The sequence below is a fragment of the Streptomyces sp. YPW6 genome (assembly GCF_018866325.1).
Lineage (GTDB): Bacteria > Actinomycetota > Actinomycetes > Streptomycetales > Streptomycetaceae > Streptomyces.
The window spans coordinates 3791664-3809489 of record NZ_CP076457.1; the positions used below are offsets into that span (position 1 = coordinate 3791664).

Sequence of the window (17826 nt, forward strand, 5' to 3'; positions counted from 1 at the left end):
GCATAACGCACCCCCGTCAGGCTCTTCCGGCCGGACGATGCCGCCGCCTCAGCGACGCCTGCGCGTGCGCCCCGTGCGAGCGGCCTTGGCCCTCTTTGCGGCGAACCTCACACCGCCCGGGCTCTCACCCACGACGACACGGACCACCGTGGAAAGCGGATCGACCACTCCCTCGCCGACCTGGAGCACCTCGGTCTCCACGACACCGAGCTTGCTGAGCGCGGCCCTGGCCCCGGCGATCTCCTCCTCCGCGGTATCGCCCTTGAGCGCGAGCATCTCCCCGTACGGCTTCAGCAGGGGAACACCCCAGCCCGCCAGCCGGTCCAGCGGCGCCACGGCGCGGGCGGTCACCACCTGAACCGGCGGCAGCGTGCCGAGAACCTCCTCGGCGCGGCCGCGTACGACGGTCACATGGTCCAGGCCGAGGAGCTCGACGACCTCCTGGAGGAAGTTCGTCCGCCTCAGCAGCGGCTCCAGCAGGGTGATCTTGAGGTCGGGGCGCACCAGGGCCAGCGGAATACCGGGCAGCCCCGCACCTGAGCCCACATCGCAGACGGTGACGCCCTCGGGCACGACCTCGGAGAGCACCGCGCAGTTCAGCAGGTGCCGCTCCCACAGCCGGGGGACCTCACGCGGGCCGATCAGGCCGCGCTTGACGCCGGCGTCCGCGAGAAGCTCCGCGTACCGGACGGCCTCCGGGAAGAGCTCTCCGAATACCGCCCGCGCCTCCGCAGGTGCCTGAGGGAGCTCTGCTGCCTCCGTCACGGGGACCGTCCTTCCATACCGCACTCGCGCACTGTGGGTGGCTGACTATCAGGCTGACAAAGTTCGGCCCCGCCTGCGTACAGACGGGGCCGACAGTACAAGGATCCGGTCAGGCCGGGAGAACGACGACGAAGCGCTGCGGCTCCTCGCCCTCCGACTCGCTCCGGAGACCGGCCGCGGCGATCGCGTCGTGGACGACCTTGCGCTCGAACGGCGTCATCGGGTCCAGCTTCACCGGCTCGCCCGTGCTCTTGACCTCGTTCGCGGCCTTGGCACCCAGCTCCGCGAGGACCGCGCGCTTCTTGGCCCGGAAGCCGCCGATGTCCAGCATCAGCCGGCTGCGGTCGCCGGTCTCCCGGTGGACGGCCAGCCGCGTCAGTTCCTGGAGCGCCTCCAGGACCTCACCGTCGCGGCCCACGAGCTTCTGGAGGTCACGTGCCGATTCGCTGATGATCGACACCGCGGCCCGGTCCGCCTCGACGTCCATGTCGATGTCGCCGTCGAGGTCGGCGATGTCGAGCAGTCCCTCGAGGTAGTCGGCCGCGATCTCGCCCTCCTGCTCCAGGCGGGTCAGGGTGTCGCTGCCCGCCTCAGCGGCGGCCGTGGAGGTGGTGCCTTCCGTCACGGATGGACTCCTTCTTACTTCTTGGACGGGTGCTTGGGCCGCTGCGGGCCCTTGCGCTGCCCGGACTTGGCTTGGCGTGAGGAGCCGGAGGCGGGCTTGCCCGCCGACTTCGGCTTGCTGTCCTGCGGTGCGTCCTGCTTCTCGAGCGAGGTCTTGGAGCCGGCTTCCTCGGACTCCGTGCCCTTGGCCCCGGCCGTCGCGTGACCGGTCGTCTGGCGCTTCGCCTTGGTCTGGCGCTTGGGCTGCTGGCGCTTGTGCGCCTGGCCACCCTCTGCGTCGGCCGCGGCGGTCTCGCTCTTCGCCACCGTGCCGTCCTCCTGGGCCGCGAGACCCAGCTTGCCGAGACCGGTGATGAACTTGCGCTCGATGTCGTTGCGGTCGGAGCCCTTGGCGACGATCGCCTTGACCATCTTGCGGCGGGTACGGCCACGCACCTCGCCGTGGGAGGTCACGCTCTTGAGCACCCGCTGGAGATAGGCGTCCTGCGCCTTGCTGCCCGGCGTCGGGTTCTGGTTGATCACGTACATCTGCTGACCCATGGTCCAGACGTTGGTGGTCAGCCAGTAGACGAGGACACCGACGGGGAAGTTGATACCCATCACGGCGAAGATGACCGGGAAGATGTACATCAGCATCTTCTGCTGCTGCATGTACGGGGTCTTCACCGTCAGGTCGACGTTCTTCGTCATCAGCTGGCGCTGGGTGAAGAACTGCGACGCGGACATCAGCACGATCATGATCGCGGTGACGATCCGGACGTCGGTCAGGGAGGCGTCCAGCGAGGTGACCTTCTCGACGCTGTCCGTGAACTTCGCGGCGAGCGGGGCGCCGAAGATGTGCGCCTGGCGCGCGCTGTCCAGCAGGTCCTGGTTGATCGCGCCGATCTTCTTGCCCGAGGCGATGGACGAGAGCACGTGGTACAGGGCGAAGAAGAACGGGGACTGCGCCAGGATGGGAAGGCACGAGGAGAGCGGGTTGGTGCCCGTCTCCTTGTACAGCTTCATCATCTCTTCGGACTGACGCTGCTTGTCGTTCTTGTAGCGCTCCTGGATCGCCTTCATCTTCGGCTGGAGCACCTGCATGTTGCGGGTCGACTTGATCTGCTTCACGAAGAGCGGGATCAGGCAGATCCGGATCAGCACCACCAGGGACACGATCGACAGACCCCAGGCCCATCCGGAGTCATCGCCGAAGAGCGCTCCGTAGACCTTGTGGAACTGGACGATGACCCATGAGACAGGCGTGGTGATAAAGCTGAACAGACTGGCAATCGTGTCCACTAATCAGGCTCCTTGAGCATTGGGCGAGGTCTCTGCGGCCGGGCTCGGAGGTTCGGAGACCGACCCCCCGGACGGCACATCAGCGGCGGACTCCCCGCCCTTTTCGCCGCGCAGGGCGTTGCGCAGCAGCTCGTGCCACCGCGGACGCTTACGAGGCGGAACATGATCCACACCGCCGGGTGACCACGGATTGCACCGCAGGATGCGCCAAGCGGTCAGCGCTGTTCCCTTGATGGCACCGTGCCTGTCGATCGACGTATATCCATAGTGGGAACACGACGGGTAATAACGGCAGACAGGCCCGAGGAGTGGACTGATCGTCCACTGGTACAGCTTGATGAGAGCAAGCAGCGGGTACTTCATCGCGCGCCCCCTCCCAGCAGCCGCCGAAGAGCGGCATCCAGGTCTCGGGCCAGCTGTGCATGGTCGGCGTCGCCCGCACCGGGCAGCGCCCGTACGACAACAAGGCTACCGGGGGGCAGCTGTGCCAGCCGGTCGCGGACCAGGTGGCGAAGCTTCCGCTTCACCGCGGTGCGGACGACGGCACCCCCCACGGCCTTGCTGACAACGAAACCCGCACGCGGCGGGGGAGCAGTCTCCCCTGTCACGTGCGGGTCCGTTTCACCGCTGCGTAGATGGACGACGAGCAGTGGACGTCCGGCTCGACGTCCTCGTCGTACCGCGGTCGCGAAGTCCTCGCGCCGCCTCAGCCGATTCTCGGTAGGCAGCACGGCATGGACCTGTGAGCGATCAGGCGGACAGGCTGCTGCGGCCCTTGCCGCGGCGGTTCGCGAGGATCGCACGGCCGGCACGGGTACGCATGCGCAGACGGAAGCCGTGGGTCTTGGCGCGACGGCGGTTGTTCGGCTGGAAGGTGCGCTTGCTCACTCGGGGGCTCCAGTAATGATTCGTGTCTTGGCGGGACATCGCCTGGCTGTCACCGTGCGCCCACGAGGAACTCGCGTAAACGCCTAAGTGCACCGCTTCACAATCACAGATCGTGATCTTTGCCCATCGGAGGCAGGCGGCAGCAGCCATCGACAACTCGACCTGGTCACGGTACGCGCGGCTACGCCATCCGGTCAAACCGGCTTCGCGTGACCCCCCATTGTGCACAGCCTGTGGACAACAACTTGAACCGCGCGGGTCGGCCTGACTACCGTGACGGAACTCCGGTTCTTTTCCTTCCCGACTGCCGGGCTCACCCGACCCGACCCATCCCGTCCCGAGAACCACACATTCGTGGGACATGCGAGAGAGCGTGCCTTGTGGCTGACGTACCTGCCGATCTTGCCGCAGTGTGGCCACGCGTGCTGGAGCAACTGCTCGGGGAGGGCCAGCAGGGCATCGAGCCGAAGGACAAGCAGTGGATCGAGCGCTGTCAGCCGCTGGCACTCGTCGCCGACACCGCGCTGCTGGCCGTCCCCAATGAATGGGGCAAACGCGTTCTGGAGGGCCGGCTCGCGCCGCTCATCAGCGAGACGCTGACCCGGGAGTGCGGCCGCCCCATCCGGATCGCCATCACCGTCGACGACTCCGCCGGCGAACCGCCGGCCCCGTCGGCGCCCCCGATGCACCAGCCGCACCAGTCGCACGGGAACCAGCAGGACCACCGCTACCCGGCGCAGTCGCGCGACGACGCTCCTCGGGGCGACGCGTACGACGGATACGGGCACCGGCCGTCCGACGACGGCATGCCGACGGCCCGGCCGGCCTACCCCGACTACCAGCAGCAGCGCCCGGAGCCCGGCGCCTGGCCGCGTACGCAGGAGGACCTCTCCTGGCAGCAGCCGCGGCACAGCGGGTACCAGGACCGCGAGCAGCCCGCGGGCGGGCCGTATCGCGAGAGCGAGGCCTACCGGGAGAACGAGCAGTACCGGGAGCAGCCCGCCGAGCAGTACCGGGAGAACGAGCAGTACCGCGAGCAGCCCGCCGAGCAGTGGCGCGAGCCCTACGGCACCGGGCGCCCGCAGCAGCCGAGCCACGACTACCGGCCGCAGCCGCCCGAGCACCAGGGGTACGAGCAGCAGCGCCCCGACCGGCAGGACCAGCAACAGCACCGCCAGACCGGTCCGGGCCACGGCCCCGGGCGGACCGGCGGTTCGGTCCCCGGTCCGATGGGGGCCCAGCCGGCCCCCGCGCCGGGCCCCGGTGAACCGCACGCGCGGCTGAACCCGAAGTACCTCTTCGACACCTTCGTCATCGGTGCGTCCAACCGGTTCGCGCACGCCGCGGCCGTCGCCGTCGCCGAGGCGCCCGCGAAGGCGTACAACCCGCTCTTCATCTATGGGGAGTCGGGCCTCGGCAAGACCCACCTGCTGCACGCCATCGGGCACTACGCACGGAGCCTCTATCCGGGGACCCGGGTGCGGTACGTGAGCTCGGAGGAGTTCACCAACGAGTTCATCAACTCGATCCGCGACGGGAAGGGCGACACCTTCCGCAAGCGCTACCGCGACGTGGACATCCTGCTGGTCGACGACATCCAGTTCCTCGCGAGCAAGGAGTCGACGCAGGAGGAGTTCTTCCACACCTTCAATACGCTGCACAACGCGAACAAGCAGATCGTGCTCTCCTCTGACCGGCCGCCGAAGCAACTGGTGACGCTGGAGGACCGGCTGCGCAACCGCTTCGAGTGGGGTCTGACGACCGACGTCCAGCCGCCGGAGCTGGAGACCCGGATCGCGATCCTCCGCAAGAAGGCGGTGCAGGAGCAGCTCAACGCCCCGCCGGAGGTGCTGGAGTTCATCGCCTCGCGGATCTCGCGCAACATCCGTGAGCTGGAGGGCGCCCTGATCCGGGTGACCGCCTTCGCCTCGCTGAACCGGCAGCCGGTCGACCTCGGGCTGACCGAGATCGTCCTCAAGGACCTGATCCCGGGCGGCGAGGAAGCCGCCCCGGAGATCACCGCGCCGGCCATCATGGCGGCCACCGCGGACTACTTCGGGCTCACCGTGGACGACCTCTGCGGATCCTCGCGCAGCCGGGTGCTGGTGACGGCACGCCAGATCGCCATGTACCTGTGCCGCGAGCTCACCGATCTCTCGCTGCCGAAGATCGGCGCGCAGTTCGGCGGCCGCGACCACACGACGGTGATGCACGCGGACCGCAAGATCCGGGCCCTGATGGCGGAGCGCCGCTCCATCTACAACCAGGTCACCGAGCTGACCAACCGCATCAAGAACGGCTGACCCCCGCTTCCGCCCGGTCGGCACGGACACGTCGGCCGACCCCCCGCCGACCCCCCGCCGATCGGCTGCCCGGCTGCCCCGGCGGTTCCTCCGGCTTCTCCTGCTTCTCCTGCTTCTCCTGAAGCAGTTCTCCGACGCGCCCGCCGCGGGCCCCTCACGGTCCGCGGCGGGCGCTTTTCGCGTCTCCAGGGGCCCGGGACCGGTCTTCCGACGTGCTCCGCACGGATGCCGGAGCCCTCGACGGGCGGCCCGGCACGCCGCTGCTGTTCGAATACGGGCAGCTCAGAGGCCCTTCTCCACAGATGTGCGAGGAATCTTCCGTCCACACCCTGGGGACTGGGAAGTTGTCCATATTGCGTCCACAGGGTGTGCTGCCGATACTCCATCAGGCCAGGTCACGTGGTTGGGGATTTGTGGCCAACGATGATCCACAGCCTGTGGACAGAAACCTCGTCCACAGGAGGGTGTCAGAGTTGTCCACCGGCGGCCCACAGGATGAGCGGTGTTGTCCCCAAGCCGGCCCCGCTTCTCCACACCCCTGTCCACTGTTCGGCAACGCAACACACGCTCTCACCGCCCGGAGTGAAAGGCATCACACCAAGGTGCTGGGTTGGGCTGTGGGGAACAGGGGTAAAGCTGGGGACAGGTCTGGGGAGAAGTGGCCCCCTCCTGTGCATCGGGTGTGCAGAACTTTCGTCCGTCCACAGAAGGCCCGGGTTGTCCACGGGCGCCACCCACAGGGCCGGTGGACAAAAAACAGTCGTTGACCTGCGCAAACGACGTTATCCACGGTATCCACAAGGCCTACTACTACTACCACCCAGAGTTAGCCAGGAATCCGCTTCGAAGTGGGGCCTGTGCACAACTCGACCGTCGACCGCCGCGACCGTGTCGGCCCGACTTGACCCCGAGCAGCAACGGCTGTCGGTGCCGTACGTCAGACTGGACCCCGGAGCCTTTGCCGACTCGGCAGCCGGCTCCGGTCCAGACGACGAAGGCCAGCAGGGCGAGCGAGCAACAGCAGGAGGCGGTTCCGGTGAAGATCCGGGTGGAGCGCGATGTACTCGCGGAGGCGGTGGCCTGGGTGGCCCGCAGCCTCCCGGCCCGTCCGCCGGCGCCCGTTCTCGCGGGTCTTCTGCTGAAGGCCGAGGACGGGGCTCTCAGCTTCTCCAGCTTCGACTACGAGGTCTCGGCGCGGGTCTCCGTCGACGCGGAGATCGACGAGGACGGCACGGTGCTCGTGTCCGGCCGGCTGCTGGCCGACATCTGCCGCGCCCTTCCCAACCGCCCGGTGGAGATCTCCACCGACGGCGTGCGGGCCACGGTCGTCTGCGGCTCCTCCCGCTTCACCCTCCACACACTGCCTGTGGAGGAGTACCCCGCGCTCCCGCAGATGCCGACGGCCACGGGCACCGTCCCCGGTGAGGTCTTCGCCTCGGCCGCCGCCCAGGTCGCCATCGCCGCGGGCCGCGACGACACGCTGCCCGTGCTCACCGGTGTGCGGATCGAGATCGAGGGCGACACGGTCACCCTCGCCTCCACCGACCGCTACCGCTTCGCGGTCCGCGAGTTCCTGTGGAAGCCGGAGAACGCCGACGCCTCCGCGGTCGCCCTGGTGCCCGCCAAGACGCTCCTGGACACCGCCAAGGCGCTCACCAGCGGTGACACGGTCACCCTGGCGCTCTCCGGCTCCGGTGCCGGCGAGGGCCTGATCGGTTTCGAGGGCGCCGGGCGCCGTACGACCACGCGGCTGCTCGAGGGCGACCTGCCGAAGTACCGCACGCTGTTCCCGACCGAGTTCAACTCCGTCGCGGTGATCGAGACGGCCCCCTTCGTCGAGGCCGTCAAGCGCGTGGCCCTGGTCGCCGAGCGCAACACCCCCGTACGGCTCAGCTTCGAGCAGGGCGTCCTCATCCTGGAGGCCGGCTCCAGCGACGACGCACAGGCTGTGGAGCGGGTCGACGCGGTGCTGGAGGGCGACGACATCTCGATCGCCTTCAACCCGACGTTCCTGCTGGACGGGCTCAGCGCGATCGACTCCCCGGTCGCCCAGCTCTCGTTCACCACGTCCACCAAGCCCGCCCTGCTCAGCGGCCGCCCGGCCGTCGACGCCGAGGCGGACGACGCGTACAAGTACCTGATCATGCCGGTGCGCCTCTCCGGCTGATCCCGCCTCCCCCGTCCGATCGGGGGACGTTTTCCGCGGCAGTTTCCGGCGGGCCCGCTCGGCGCGGAGCGGGCCCGCCGCGCTGTCCCCGGCCGGGCGTAGGCTCGGTCGTGGGTGCAAACGCCCCGACGCTTATCGCCACGACGCTAAAGGAATCTCTGATGGAGCTCGGTCTCGTCGGCCTCGGCAAGATGGGCGGCAACATGCGCGAGCGCATCCGCCGCGCAGGCCACACCGTCATCGGTTACGACCGCAACCCGGACGTCGCCGATGTCCACAGTCTCGAAGAGCTTGTGGGCAAGCTGAAGGGGCCCCGGGTCGTCTGGGTCATGGTCCCGGCCGGTGCCGCGACCCAGTCCACGATCGACGAGCTGGCCTCGCTGCTCTCGCCCGGCGACGTCGTCGTCGACGGCGGGAACTCGCGCTGGACCGACGACGAGAAGCACGCCGCCGAGCTGGGCGTCAAGGAGATCGGCTTCGTCGACTGCGGCGTCTCCGGCGGTGTCTGGGGCCTGGAGAACGGCTACGCCCTGATGTACGGCGGCAGCAAGGAGAACGTGGCGAAGGTCCAGCCGATCTTCGACGCGCTGAAGCCCGAGGGCGACTTCGGATCCGTCCACGCGGGCAAGGTCGGCGCCGGCCACTTCGCGAAGATGGTCCACAACGGCATCGAGTACGCCATGATGCAGGCCTACGCCGAGGGCTGGGAGCTGCTGGAGAAGGTCGACTCCGTCACCGACGTGCGCGAGGTCTTCCGCTCCTGGCAGCAGGGTACGGTCATCCGTTCCTGGCTGCTCGACCTCGCGGTCAACGCGCTGGACGACGACGAGCACCTGGACAAGCTCCGCGGCTTCGCCGCCGACTCGGGCGAGGGCCGCTGGACGGTGGAGGCCGCCATCGACAACGCGGTGCCGCTGCCCGCGATCACGGCGTCGCTGTTCGCGCGGTTCGCCTCGCGCCAGGACGACTCCCCGCAGATGAAGATGATCGCCGCGCTGCGCAACCAGTTCGGCGGTCACGCGGTCGAGTCCAAGACCGAGAACTGACCGTCCCGCCGGCTCAGGGCCGGCGGTGCGGCCGGACGTGACAACGCGTGAAGGCGTAGCAGCCTGCGCGGCGGAAGCAACGACAGCGACGGGAGAGGGTGGCCACCATGCACGTCACGCATCTCTCGCTGGCCGACTTCCGCTCGTACGCCCGGGTCGAGGTCCCTCTCGACCCGGGCATCACCGCGTTCGTGGGACCCAACGGGCAGGGCAAGACGAATCTCGTCGAGGCCGTCGGCTATCTCGCCACCCTCGGCAGCCACCGGGTCTCCTCGGACGCCCCGCTGGTGCGCATGGGCGCGGAGCGGGCGGTGATCCGGGCGGCGGTGACCCAGGGCGAGCGCTCCCAGCTGGTCGAGCTGGAGCTGAACCCGGGCCGTGCCAACCGGGCCCGTATCAACAGGTCCTCCCAGGTCAGGCCGCGTGATGTGCTCGGCATCGTGCGGACCGTGCTGTTCGCCCCGGAGGACCTGGCGCTGGTCAAGGGCGATCCCGGCGAGCGGCGGCGGTTCCTGGACGAGCTGGTCACCGCGCGCTCGCCCCGGATGGCCGGGATCCGCTCCGACTACGAGCGCGTCCTCAAGCAGCGCAACACCCTGCTGAAGTCCGCGGCGATGGCCCGGCGGCACGGCGGCCGCTCGATGGACCTGTCCACCCTGGACGTCTGGGACCAGCACCTGGGCCGGGTGGGCGCCGAGCTGCTCGCGCAGCGCCTCGATCTGATCGCCACGCTCCAGCCGCTGGCGGACAAGGCGTACGGGGACGTCGCGCCGGGCGGTGGTCCGGTGGCGCTGGAGTACCGCAGCTCGGTCGGCGAGGACGTGGGTCCCGAGCGGACCCGTGACGAGTTGTACGAGCAGCTGCTCGGGGCACTCGCCGGGGTCCGGAAGCAGGAGATCGAGCGGGGCGTGACGCTGGTCGGCCCGCACCGCGACGATCTGCTGCTGGGCCTGCGGGGGATGCCGGCCAAGGGGTACGCGAGCCATGGCGAGTCCTGGAGTTACGCGCTGGCCCTGCGTCTGGCCAGTTACGAACTGCTGCGCTCCGAGGGCAACGAGCCGGTGCTGGTGCTGGACGACGTCTTCGCCGAGCTGGACGCCCGCCGCCGGGAGCGGCTGGCGGAGCTGGTGGCCCCCGGCGAGCAGGTGCTGGTGACGGCCGCGGTGGCGGAGGACGTGCCGGGCGTGCTGGCGGGGACGCGGTACGCGGTGACCGCGGGCGAGGTGGAGCGCGTATGACCGGCCGGGACGAGCGGCAGGGCGAGGCGCGCGCGGTCGGCCGTGTGCCGGAGGCCGGGAGCCCGAAGCCGCCCGAGGTGTCCGGGGTCGATCTCGCGCGGGTGGCCTTGCGCGCGGCGAAGGAGCAGGCCAGGGCGCGGGGCGCGGCCGCGCAGCAGCGGAAGCAGGCGCGGCGGGGCGGCGGGCTGCGCTCGGGAGCCCGGTCGGACGGCCGGGACCCGCAGAAGCTGGGCTCCGCGATCAACCGGCTGATCACCGAGCGGGGCTGGGAGACGCCCGCGGCGGTCGGCGGGGTGATGGGCCGGTGGCCGCAGATCGTCGGCGACGATCTGGCGAAGCACTGCGTGCCCCTGCGGTACGACGACGATCCGGCCGCCCGGGTGCTGACCGTGAGCTGCGACTCGACGGCGTGGGCGACCCAGCTGCGGCTGCTGGCCCCGCAGCTGGTGGCCCGGCTGAACGCGGATCTCGGGCAGGGCACCGTACGGATGATCAAGGTGGTCGGGCCGGGTGGCCCGGAGCGCCGGTACGGACCGCTGCGGGCGCCCGGCAGCAGAGGGCCGGGCGACACCTACGGATGAGCCCCGGGGCGCCGGCCGGGGACGGTCGTGCCGACGGGCCGGGACCGGGCGCGGGTCGTGCCGCCGGACCGGGGCCGGCGAGGTCGGCGGGCTCCGCGGCCGCAGTGCTGCCGCGGTCGGATTCCGGCTGCTTCCCCTCCTGCGGTACGGATCACCGCGACGCAAGCCTGAGCTGCACTTTCGGCGTAAAATTGTCGTGTACTGGGCGAGCTTGCGGGTGGGTTCGCCACGGTTCGCGCGGCAGGAAACCGGACGGTACGGCCGGAGTGTCCCTCACCGTAGCGGTGGGTTGACAGGCCGAAGCGCTCAAAGCCCTTCAGGGCCTCTTGGAGCCCCTTCCTGAATATGGGGAGTCGTCAGCCGCTCATTCAGGGCGGCACATGCGTACTCAGGTACCGGCAAACCCCCACTCATGTCAGCGCTACCGGTAGACTGGTGAGTAATCCCGCCGCTGAGGCGGGAGTCGTCGATACAAGCCGAACGACGCAGCCGCTCCCGCCTGTCCGGAGAACGGCCTGTGCTGTGCCAGAAAGGGCGCTTCGTGGCCGATTCCGGCAACCCCAACGAGAACATTCCGTCCACGGCCGGTGAGCCGGGCGAGGTCCCCGAGGCCTCGTACGACGCCAGCGCGATCACCGTGCTGGAAGGGCTGGACGCGGTCCGCAAGCGGCCTGGCATGTACATCGGCTCGACCGGTGAGCGTGGCCTGCACCACCTCGTGCAGGAGGTCGTCGACAACTCCGTCGACGAGGCGATGGCGGGCCATGCGGACACCATCGACGTCACGATCCTCCCCGACGGCGGGGTGCGGGTCATCGACAACGGCCGTGGCATCCCGGTCGGCATCGTGCCGTCCGAAGGGAAGCCGGCCGTCGAGGTCGTGCTGACCGTGCTGCACGCGGGCGGCAAGTTCGGCGGCGGCGGCTACGCCGTCTCCGGCGGTCTGCACGGCGTCGGCGTCTCCGTCGTCAACGCCCTGTCCACCCGGGTCTCCGTCGAGGTGAAGACCGACGGGTACCGCTGGACCCAGGACTACAAGCTCGGTGTCCCGACCGCGCCGCTCGCCCAGCACGAGGCCACCGAGGAGACCGGTACCACGGTCACCTTCTGGGCCGACGGGGACATCTTCGAGACCACCGAGTACAGCTTCGAGACCCTCTCGCGCCGCTTCCAGGAGATGGCGTTCCTCAACAAGGGCCTCACCCTCAAGCTGACCGACGAGCGCGAGTCGGCGAAGGCGACGGCGGGCGCGGACAGCCTGGAGGCGGCCGAGCCCTCGGCGGAGGAGACCGCCCGCTCGGTCACGTACCACTACGAGAACGGCATCGTCGACTTCGTCACGTACCTCAACTCCCGCAAGGGCGATGTGATTCACCAGTCGGTGATCGACATCGAGGCCGAGGACAAGGACCGGCTCCTGTCGGTCGAGATCGCCATGCAGTGGAACACGCAGTACACCGAGGGCGTCTACTCCTTCGCCAACGCGATCCACACCCACGAGGGCGGCACGCACGAGGAGGGCTTCCGCGCGGCGCTGACCTCCCTGGTCAACCGGTACGCGCGTGACAAGAAGCTGCTGCGCGACAAGGACGACAACCTCACCGGTGAGGACGTCCGCGAGGGTCTGACCGCGATCATCTCGGTGAAGCTGGGCGAGCCGCAGTTCGAGGGCCAGACGAAGACCAAGCTGGGCAACACGGAGGCCAAGACCTTCGTGCAGAAGGTCGTCCACGAGCAGCTGACGGACTGGTTCGACCGGAATCCCAACGAGGCCGCCGACATCATCCGCAAGGGCATCGCCGCCTCGACCGCCCGCGTGGCGGCCCGCAAGGCGCGTGACCTGACGCGGCGCAAGGGGCTCCTGGAGAGCGCATCCCTGCCGGGCAAGCTCAGCGACTGCCAGTCGAACGACCCCACCAAGTGCGAGATCTTCATCGTCGAGGGTGACTCCGCCGGTGGTTCGGCGAAGTCCGGCCGCAACCCGATGTACCAGGCGATCCTCCCCATCCGGGGCAAGATCCTGAACGTCGAGAAGGCCCGGGTCGACAAGATCCTCCAGAACACCGAGGTCCAGGCGCTGATCTCGGCGTTCGGCACCGGGGTCCACGAGGACTTCGACATCGAGAAGCTCCGCTATCACAAGATCATCCTGATGGCGGACGCCGACGTCGACGGCCAGCACATCAACACCCTGCTGCTGACCTTCCTCTTCCGCTTCATGAAGCCGCTGGTCGAGGCCGGGCACGTCTACCTCTCGCGCCCGCCGCTCTACAAGATCAAGTGGGGCCGGGACGACTTCGAGTACGCGTACTCCGACCGGGAGCGCGATGCCCTGGTGGCGCTCGGCAAGCAGAACGGCAAGCGGATCAAGGAAGACTCGATCCAGCGCTTCAAGGGCCTCGGCGAGATGAACGCCGAGGAGCTGCGCGTCACGACCATGGACGTCGACCACCGGGTCCTGGGCCAGGTCACGCTGGACGACGCGGCGCAGGCCGACGACCTGTTCTCGGTGCTCATGGGTGAGGACGTCGAGGCGCGGCGCTCGTTCATCCAGCGCAACGCCAAGGACGTCCGCTTCCTCGACATCTGAGTCGGCCGCATCCGCCACGCCGCAGCTCGAAAGGACTTTGACCAGCAATGGCCGACGAGAACACCCCTGTGACACCCGAATCCGCGACGCCCGACGACGAGGTCACCATCCCCGGTGTGGGGATGCGTGTCGAGCCCGTCCAGCTCGAGACGGAGATGCAGCGCTCCTACCTCGACTACGCGATGTCCGTCATCGTCTCGCGTGCGCTGCCCGACGTGCGGGACGGCCTCAAGCCCGTCCACCGCCGGGTGCTGTACGCGATGTACGACGGCGGGTACCGCCCCGAGAAGGGCTTCTACAAGTGCGCCCGCGTCGTCGGCGACGTCATGGGTACGTACCACCCGCACGGCGACTCCTCCATCTACGACGCCCTGGTGCGCCTCGCGCAGCCGTGGTCGATGCGGATGCCGCTGGTGGACTCCAACGGCAACTTCGGTTCCCCGGGCAACGACCCGGCCGCCGCCATGCGGTACACCGAGTGCAAGATGATGCCGCTGTCCATGGAGATGGTCCGGGACATCGACGAGGAGACCGTCGACTTCCAGGACAACTACGACGGCCGCAACCAGGAGCCGACCGTCCTGCCGGCGCGCATCCCGAACCTGCTGGTCAACGGTTCCGCCGGGATCGCGGTCGGTATGGCGACCAACATCCCGCCGCACAACCTCCGCGAGGTCGCCGCCGGTGCCCAGTGGTACCTGGAGCACCCCGAGGCGTCGCACGAGGAGCTGCTGGAAGCGCTGATCGAGCGCATCAAGGGCCCCGACTTCCCCACCGGCGCGCTGGTGGTGGGCCGCAAGGGCATCGAGGAGGCGTACCGCACCGGCCGTGGCTCGATCACGATGCGCGCGGTCGTCGCGGTCGAGGAGATCCAGGGCCGCCAGTGCCTGGTCGTCACGGAGCTTCCGTACCAGACCAACCCCGACAACCTCGCGCAGAAGATCGCCGACCTGGTCAAGGACGGCAAGGTCGGCGGCATCGCCGACGTCCGCGACGAGACCTCTTCGCGTACGGGACAGCGCCTGGTCGTCGTCCTCAAGCGGGACGCGGTCGCCAAGGTCGTCCTGAACAACCTGTACAAGCACACCGACCTCCAGACGAACTTCGGCGCCAACATGCTGGCGCTCGTCGACGGGGTGCCGCGCACGCTCTCGATCGACGCGTTCATCCGCCACTGGGTGACGCACCAGATCGAGGTCATCGTCCGGCGGACGAAGTTCCGGCTGCGCAAGGCAGAGGAGCGGGCACACATCCTGCGCGGCCTCCTCAAGGCCCTGGACGCCATCGACGAGGTCATCGCCCTCATCCGCCGCTCGAACACGGTGGAGATCGCGCGCGAGGGCCTGATGGGCCTGCTGGAGATCGACGAGCTCCAGGCCAACGCGATCCTGGAGATGCAGCTGCGCCGGCTGGCCGCGCTGGAGCGCCAGAAGATCACCGCCGAGCACGACGAGCTCCAGGCGAAGATCAACGAGTACAACGAGATCCTGGCCTCGCCGGCCAAGCAGCGCGCCATCGTCAGCGAGGAGCTGGCGGCCATCGTCGAGAAGTTCGGCGACGACCGGCGCACCAAGCTGGTGCCCTTCGAAGGCGACATGTCCATCGAGGACCTGATCGCCGAGGAGGACATCGTCGTCACGATCTCCCGCAGCGGTTATGTGAAGCGCACGAAGACGGACGACTACCGCTCGCAGAAGCGCGGCGGCAAGGGCGTGCGCGGGACGAAGCTGAGGGAGGACGACATCGTCGACCACTTCTTCGTCTCCACCACCCACCACTGGCTGCTGTTCTTCACGAACAAGGGCCGGGTCTACCGGGCCAAGGCGTACGAGCTCCCCGACGCCGGCCGGGACGCGCGCGGCCAGCACGTCGCCAACCTGCTGGCCTTCCAGCCGGACGAGAAGATCGCCCAGATCCTCGCGATCCGGGACTACGAGGCCGTGCCGTACCTGATCCTGGCGACGAAGGGCGGTCTTGTGAAGAAGACCGCGCTCAAGGACTACGACTCCCCTCGCTCGGGCGGCGTCATCGCGATCAACCTGCGCGAGATGCCGGAGGGCGGCGACGACGAGCTGATCGGCGCCGAGCTCGTGTCGGCCGAGGACGACCTGCTGCTCATCAGCAAGAAGGCGCAGTCGATCCGGTTCACCGCGACGGACGACGCGCTGCGCCCCATGGGCCGTGCCACCTCGGGCGTCAAGGGCATGAGTTTCCGTGAGGGAGACGAACTGCTCTCGATGAATGTCGTCCGGCCCGGTACGTTCGTCTTCACCGCTACCGACGGCGGGTACGCGAAGCGGACCCCCGTCGACGAGTACCGCGTCCAGGGCCGCGGCGGCCTCGGTATCAAGGCCGCCAAGATCGTGGAGGACCGCGGATCGCTCGTCGGTGCGCTGGTGGTCGAGGAGACCGATGAGATTCTCGCCATCACGCTCGGCGGTGGTGTGATTCGTACGCGAGTCAATGAAGTCAGGGAGACGGGCCGTGACACCATGGGCGTCCAACTGATCAATCTGGGCAAGCGTGACGCCGTCGTCGGCATCGCGCGCAACGCCGAGGCCGGCCGTGAGGCGGAAGAGGTCGACGGGACCGATGACGCCGAGGGCGAGACGGCCGAGGCGCAGGCCGTAGGCACGGCAGAGGGCACTGTCGAGGGCACGGAGCCTTCGACCGGGGAGCACGAGGAGTAAGAGCGTGAGTGGAGCCACGGGCGCCGGTTCGGCCGCTTCCGGAGCTGGAGCGAACGGTGCCCGTGGCCCTGCCACGGACTCCCAAGGGGGCACTGTGACGGACACACGAGGGCCTCAGCCCCAGTACGAGGGTTACGCGACCGGGCCCCTGCCCGGCGAGCGTGAGCCCGCACCGGGGCCGTCGGGGCCGTACCACCCGCCCCAGGCGTACCAGGCGCCCGGCGACGGCACCCAGGGCGGTCAGCAGCGCCCCGGACAGGGCGGCGGCACGCTGGGCGGTGCGCAGGGTGCGGGCGGCGCCCAGGCGATGCGCAAGCCGCGCACGGGGGCGCGGACCACGCCCCGCACCCGCAAGGCCCGCCTGCGGGTGGCCAAGGCCGATCCGTGGTCGGTGATGAAGGTCAGCTTCCTGCTGTCGATCGCCCTGGGCATCTGCACGGTGGTGGCGTCGGCGGTGCTGTGGATGGTCATGGACGCGATGGGCGTCTTCGAGACCGTCGGCGGCACGATCAGCGAGGCGACCGGTTCGAACGAGAGCAACGGCTTCGATCTGCAGTCGTTCCTGTCGCTGCCGCGCGTGCTCATCTTCACCTCGGTCATCGCCGTGATCGACGTGGTGCTGGCCACCGCGCTGGCGACGCTGGGCGCCTTCATCTACAACCTGTCGGCGGGCTTCGTGGGCGGCGTGGAGCTCACGCTGGCCGAGGACGAGTAGGGCCGCGGGTATCGATTTTGGGACTGGCCCCGACGTGCGCTAATCTTCAGAGGTCAGCGCGGAGCAGCACAGCGCGGCGGGGCTATAGCTCAGTTGGTTAGAGCGCATCCCTGATAAGGATGAGGCCACAGGTTCAAATCCTGTTAGCCCCACCAGACTGAAGGCCCCTCACCGGAGACGGTGGGGGGCCTTTCGCGTGGGCGGATCGCTCAGCTCGGGCCAGTGGCGCGGAGCTGGACGAGGTAGCCGGGTTCGGGGCCGTCGAAGCTCTCCAGCCAGTCGCTGGACGCGACCCAGAGGGTGGTGGGCTCGTCGTCCGACGGGATCTGGAAGATGCCGTGCTCGGGGCCCTTGCTCCCGGGGTTCAGGCCGTAGGCCGGCCCCGGCTCGCCCTGGTCGCTCCAGTAGGCGGCGTAGTCGGACGCGTACGAGCCGTCGGTCTGGCTCTGGCTGTACGCGGTGTCGTCGACGTTGAGGGTCACCGTGTCGTCGACCGACCAGTTCGCCTCGCTCCTGCCGACGTTCTGCACCTCCAGGGCGACCACGCAGAACTGCTTCCCGCTCTCGGGTGCCGGGTTCTCGGTCGGTTCGCCCACGGACTCGGCCGCGTGCGCGAGGACCTTCGGATCCAGCGGTTCGCCGCAGGTGACGTCCTCGACGGTGATCTCGAACTCGTCGGGCCGTGCCTCGTCCGATGAGCCGATGGTCAGGGTGAACGGCTCTCCGACGGCGGGCCGGCCCAGGATCTCCGCGCCCGGTGGGGCGCCCACGTCCGGCCCGCCGGTCGCCGCCGCAGGGACGGCGCCGGCGGGGCCGGACGACGTGCCGGCCGAGGTGGCTGCCCCGCAGGCGGTGAGGGCGAGGAGCGCGGAGGCGGCGCCGAGGGCCGCGAAGGTGGTGCCACGAGAGCTCATCGGACGGTCCTTTCGGCGGTACGC

General features: G+C 69.1%; 15 protein-coding genes and 1 tRNA gene. 9 read left to right on the forward strand and 7 right to left on the reverse strand.

The window, feature by feature from the left end:
- Window positions 1-48: 48 nt before the first annotated feature.
- From rsmG to rpmH, 6 genes are all read right to left on the reverse strand, one after another.
- Window positions 49-765, reverse strand: a complete 717-nt coding sequence (gene rsmG / locus KME66_RS16835; RefSeq protein ID WP_073222933.1) for a 16S rRNA (guanine(527)-N(7))-methyltransferase RsmG — start codon at window positions 763-765, stop codon at window positions 49-51.
- Window positions 766-874: 109 nt separating this feature from the next.
- Window positions 875-1390: a R3H domain-containing nucleic acid-binding protein gene (locus tag KME66_RS16840; RefSeq protein ID WP_010060419.1), complete on the reverse strand. Its 516-nt coding sequence runs from the start codon at window positions 1388-1390 to the stop codon at window positions 875-877.
- A gap of 14 nt (window positions 1391-1404) precedes the next feature.
- Entirely contained in the window at window positions 1405-2670 is a 1266-nt protein-coding gene (gene yidC, locus KME66_RS16845) for a membrane protein insertase YidC (protein ID WP_216323353.1), read from the reverse strand.
- A gap of 3 nt (window positions 2671-2673) precedes the next feature.
- Window positions 2674-3033: a membrane protein insertion efficiency factor YidD gene (gene yidD / locus KME66_RS16850; protein WP_006125986.1), complete on the reverse strand. Its 360-nt coding sequence runs from the start codon at window positions 3031-3033 to the stop codon at window positions 2674-2676.
- Window positions 3030-3401: a ribonuclease P protein component gene (gene rnpA, locus KME66_RS16855; RefSeq protein WP_073222928.1), complete on the reverse strand. Its 372-nt coding sequence runs from the start codon at window positions 3399-3401 to the stop codon at window positions 3030-3032. The genes yidD and rnpA overlap by 4 nt, the downstream gene beginning before the upstream one ends.
- A 19-nt stretch (window positions 3402-3420) precedes the next feature.
- A complete protein-coding gene (gene rpmH, locus KME66_RS16860; protein WP_003967884.1) occupies window positions 3421-3558 on the reverse strand; it encodes a 50S ribosomal protein L34 in 138 nt (45 codons plus the stop codon).
- A gap of 380 nt (window positions 3559-3938) precedes the next feature.
- On the opposite strand from rpmH, the gene dnaA reads away from it, so the two are divergent.
- From dnaA to KME66_RS16905, 9 genes are all read left to right on the forward strand, one after another.
- A complete protein-coding gene (dnaA, locus tag KME66_RS16865) occupies window positions 3939-5861 on the forward strand; it encodes a chromosomal replication initiator protein DnaA (protein ID WP_216323356.1) in 1923 nt (640 codons plus the stop codon).
- Window positions 5862-6897: 1036 nt separating this feature from the next.
- Complete coding sequence (gene dnaN / locus KME66_RS16870) at window positions 6898-8028, forward strand: DNA polymerase III subunit beta (RefSeq protein WP_003967886.1); 1131 nt, start codon at window positions 6898-6900, stop codon at window positions 8026-8028.
- Window positions 8029-8189: 161 nt separating this feature from the next.
- Entirely contained in the window at window positions 8190-9074 is an 885-nt protein-coding gene (gene gnd / locus KME66_RS16875) for a phosphogluconate dehydrogenase (NAD(+)-dependent, decarboxylating) (protein WP_073222924.1), read from the forward strand.
- A gap of 107 nt (window positions 9075-9181) precedes the next feature.
- Window positions 9182-10312, forward strand: a complete 1131-nt coding sequence (gene recF, locus KME66_RS16880) for a DNA replication/repair protein RecF (protein WP_073223331.1) — start codon at window positions 9182-9184, stop codon at window positions 10310-10312.
- A gap of 77 nt (window positions 10313-10389) precedes the next feature.
- Complete coding sequence (locus KME66_RS16885; protein WP_101928010.1) at window positions 10390-10893, forward strand: DUF721 domain-containing protein; 504 nt, start codon at window positions 10390-10392, stop codon at window positions 10891-10893.
- A 517-nt stretch (window positions 10894-11410) separates the two neighbouring features.
- Window positions 11411-13483, forward strand: coding sequence for a DNA topoisomerase (ATP-hydrolyzing) subunit B (gyrB, locus tag KME66_RS16890; RefSeq protein ID WP_073222920.1), 2073 nt, complete (start codon window positions 11411-11413; stop codon window positions 13481-13483).
- Window positions 13484-13530: 47 nt separating this feature from the next.
- Entirely contained in the window at window positions 13531-16173 is a 2643-nt protein-coding gene (gene gyrA / locus KME66_RS16895) for a DNA gyrase subunit A (RefSeq protein ID WP_216323359.1), read from the forward strand.
- 94 nt (window positions 16174-16267) lie between these two features.
- Window positions 16268-16888, forward strand: a complete 621-nt coding sequence (locus tag KME66_RS16900) for a DUF3566 domain-containing protein (RefSeq protein WP_216323363.1) — start codon at window positions 16268-16270, stop codon at window positions 16886-16888.
- A 78-nt stretch (window positions 16889-16966) separates the two neighbouring features.
- A tRNA-Ile gene (locus KME66_RS16905) sits at window positions 16967-17043 on the forward strand.
- A 54-nt stretch (window positions 17044-17097) separates the two neighbouring features.
- Here KME66_RS16905 and KME66_RS16910 read toward each other — a convergent pair.
- Window positions 17098-17802 carry a DUF4352 domain-containing protein gene (locus KME66_RS16910; RefSeq protein WP_216323365.1) on the reverse strand — a complete coding sequence of 235 codons (705 nt, stop codon included), beginning with the start codon at window positions 17800-17802 and terminating at the stop codon, window positions 17098-17100.
- Window positions 17803-17826: the final 24 nt, after the last annotated feature.

What these genes read in the sequence shown, in the direction of transcription:
- gyrA (WP_216323359.1), top strand. Translation starts at nt 13,531, where the DNA reads ATGGCCGACGAGAACACCCCTGTGACACCCGAATCCGCGACGCCCGAC.
- KME66_RS16910 (WP_216323365.1), bottom strand. Translation starts at nt 17,802, where the DNA reads ATGAGCTCTCGTGGCACCACCTTCGCGGCCCTCGGCGCCGCCTCCGCG.
- gnd (WP_073222924.1), top strand. Translation starts at nt 8,190, where the DNA reads ATGGAGCTCGGTCTCGTCGGCCTCGGCAAGATGGGCGGCAACATGCGC.
- recF (WP_073223331.1), top strand. Translation starts at nt 9,182, where the DNA reads ATGCACGTCACGCATCTCTCGCTGGCCGACTTCCGCTCGTACGCCCGG.
- yidD (WP_006125986.1), bottom strand. Translation starts at nt 3,033, where the DNA reads ATGAAGTACCCGCTGCTTGCTCTCATCAAGCTGTACCAGTGGACGATC.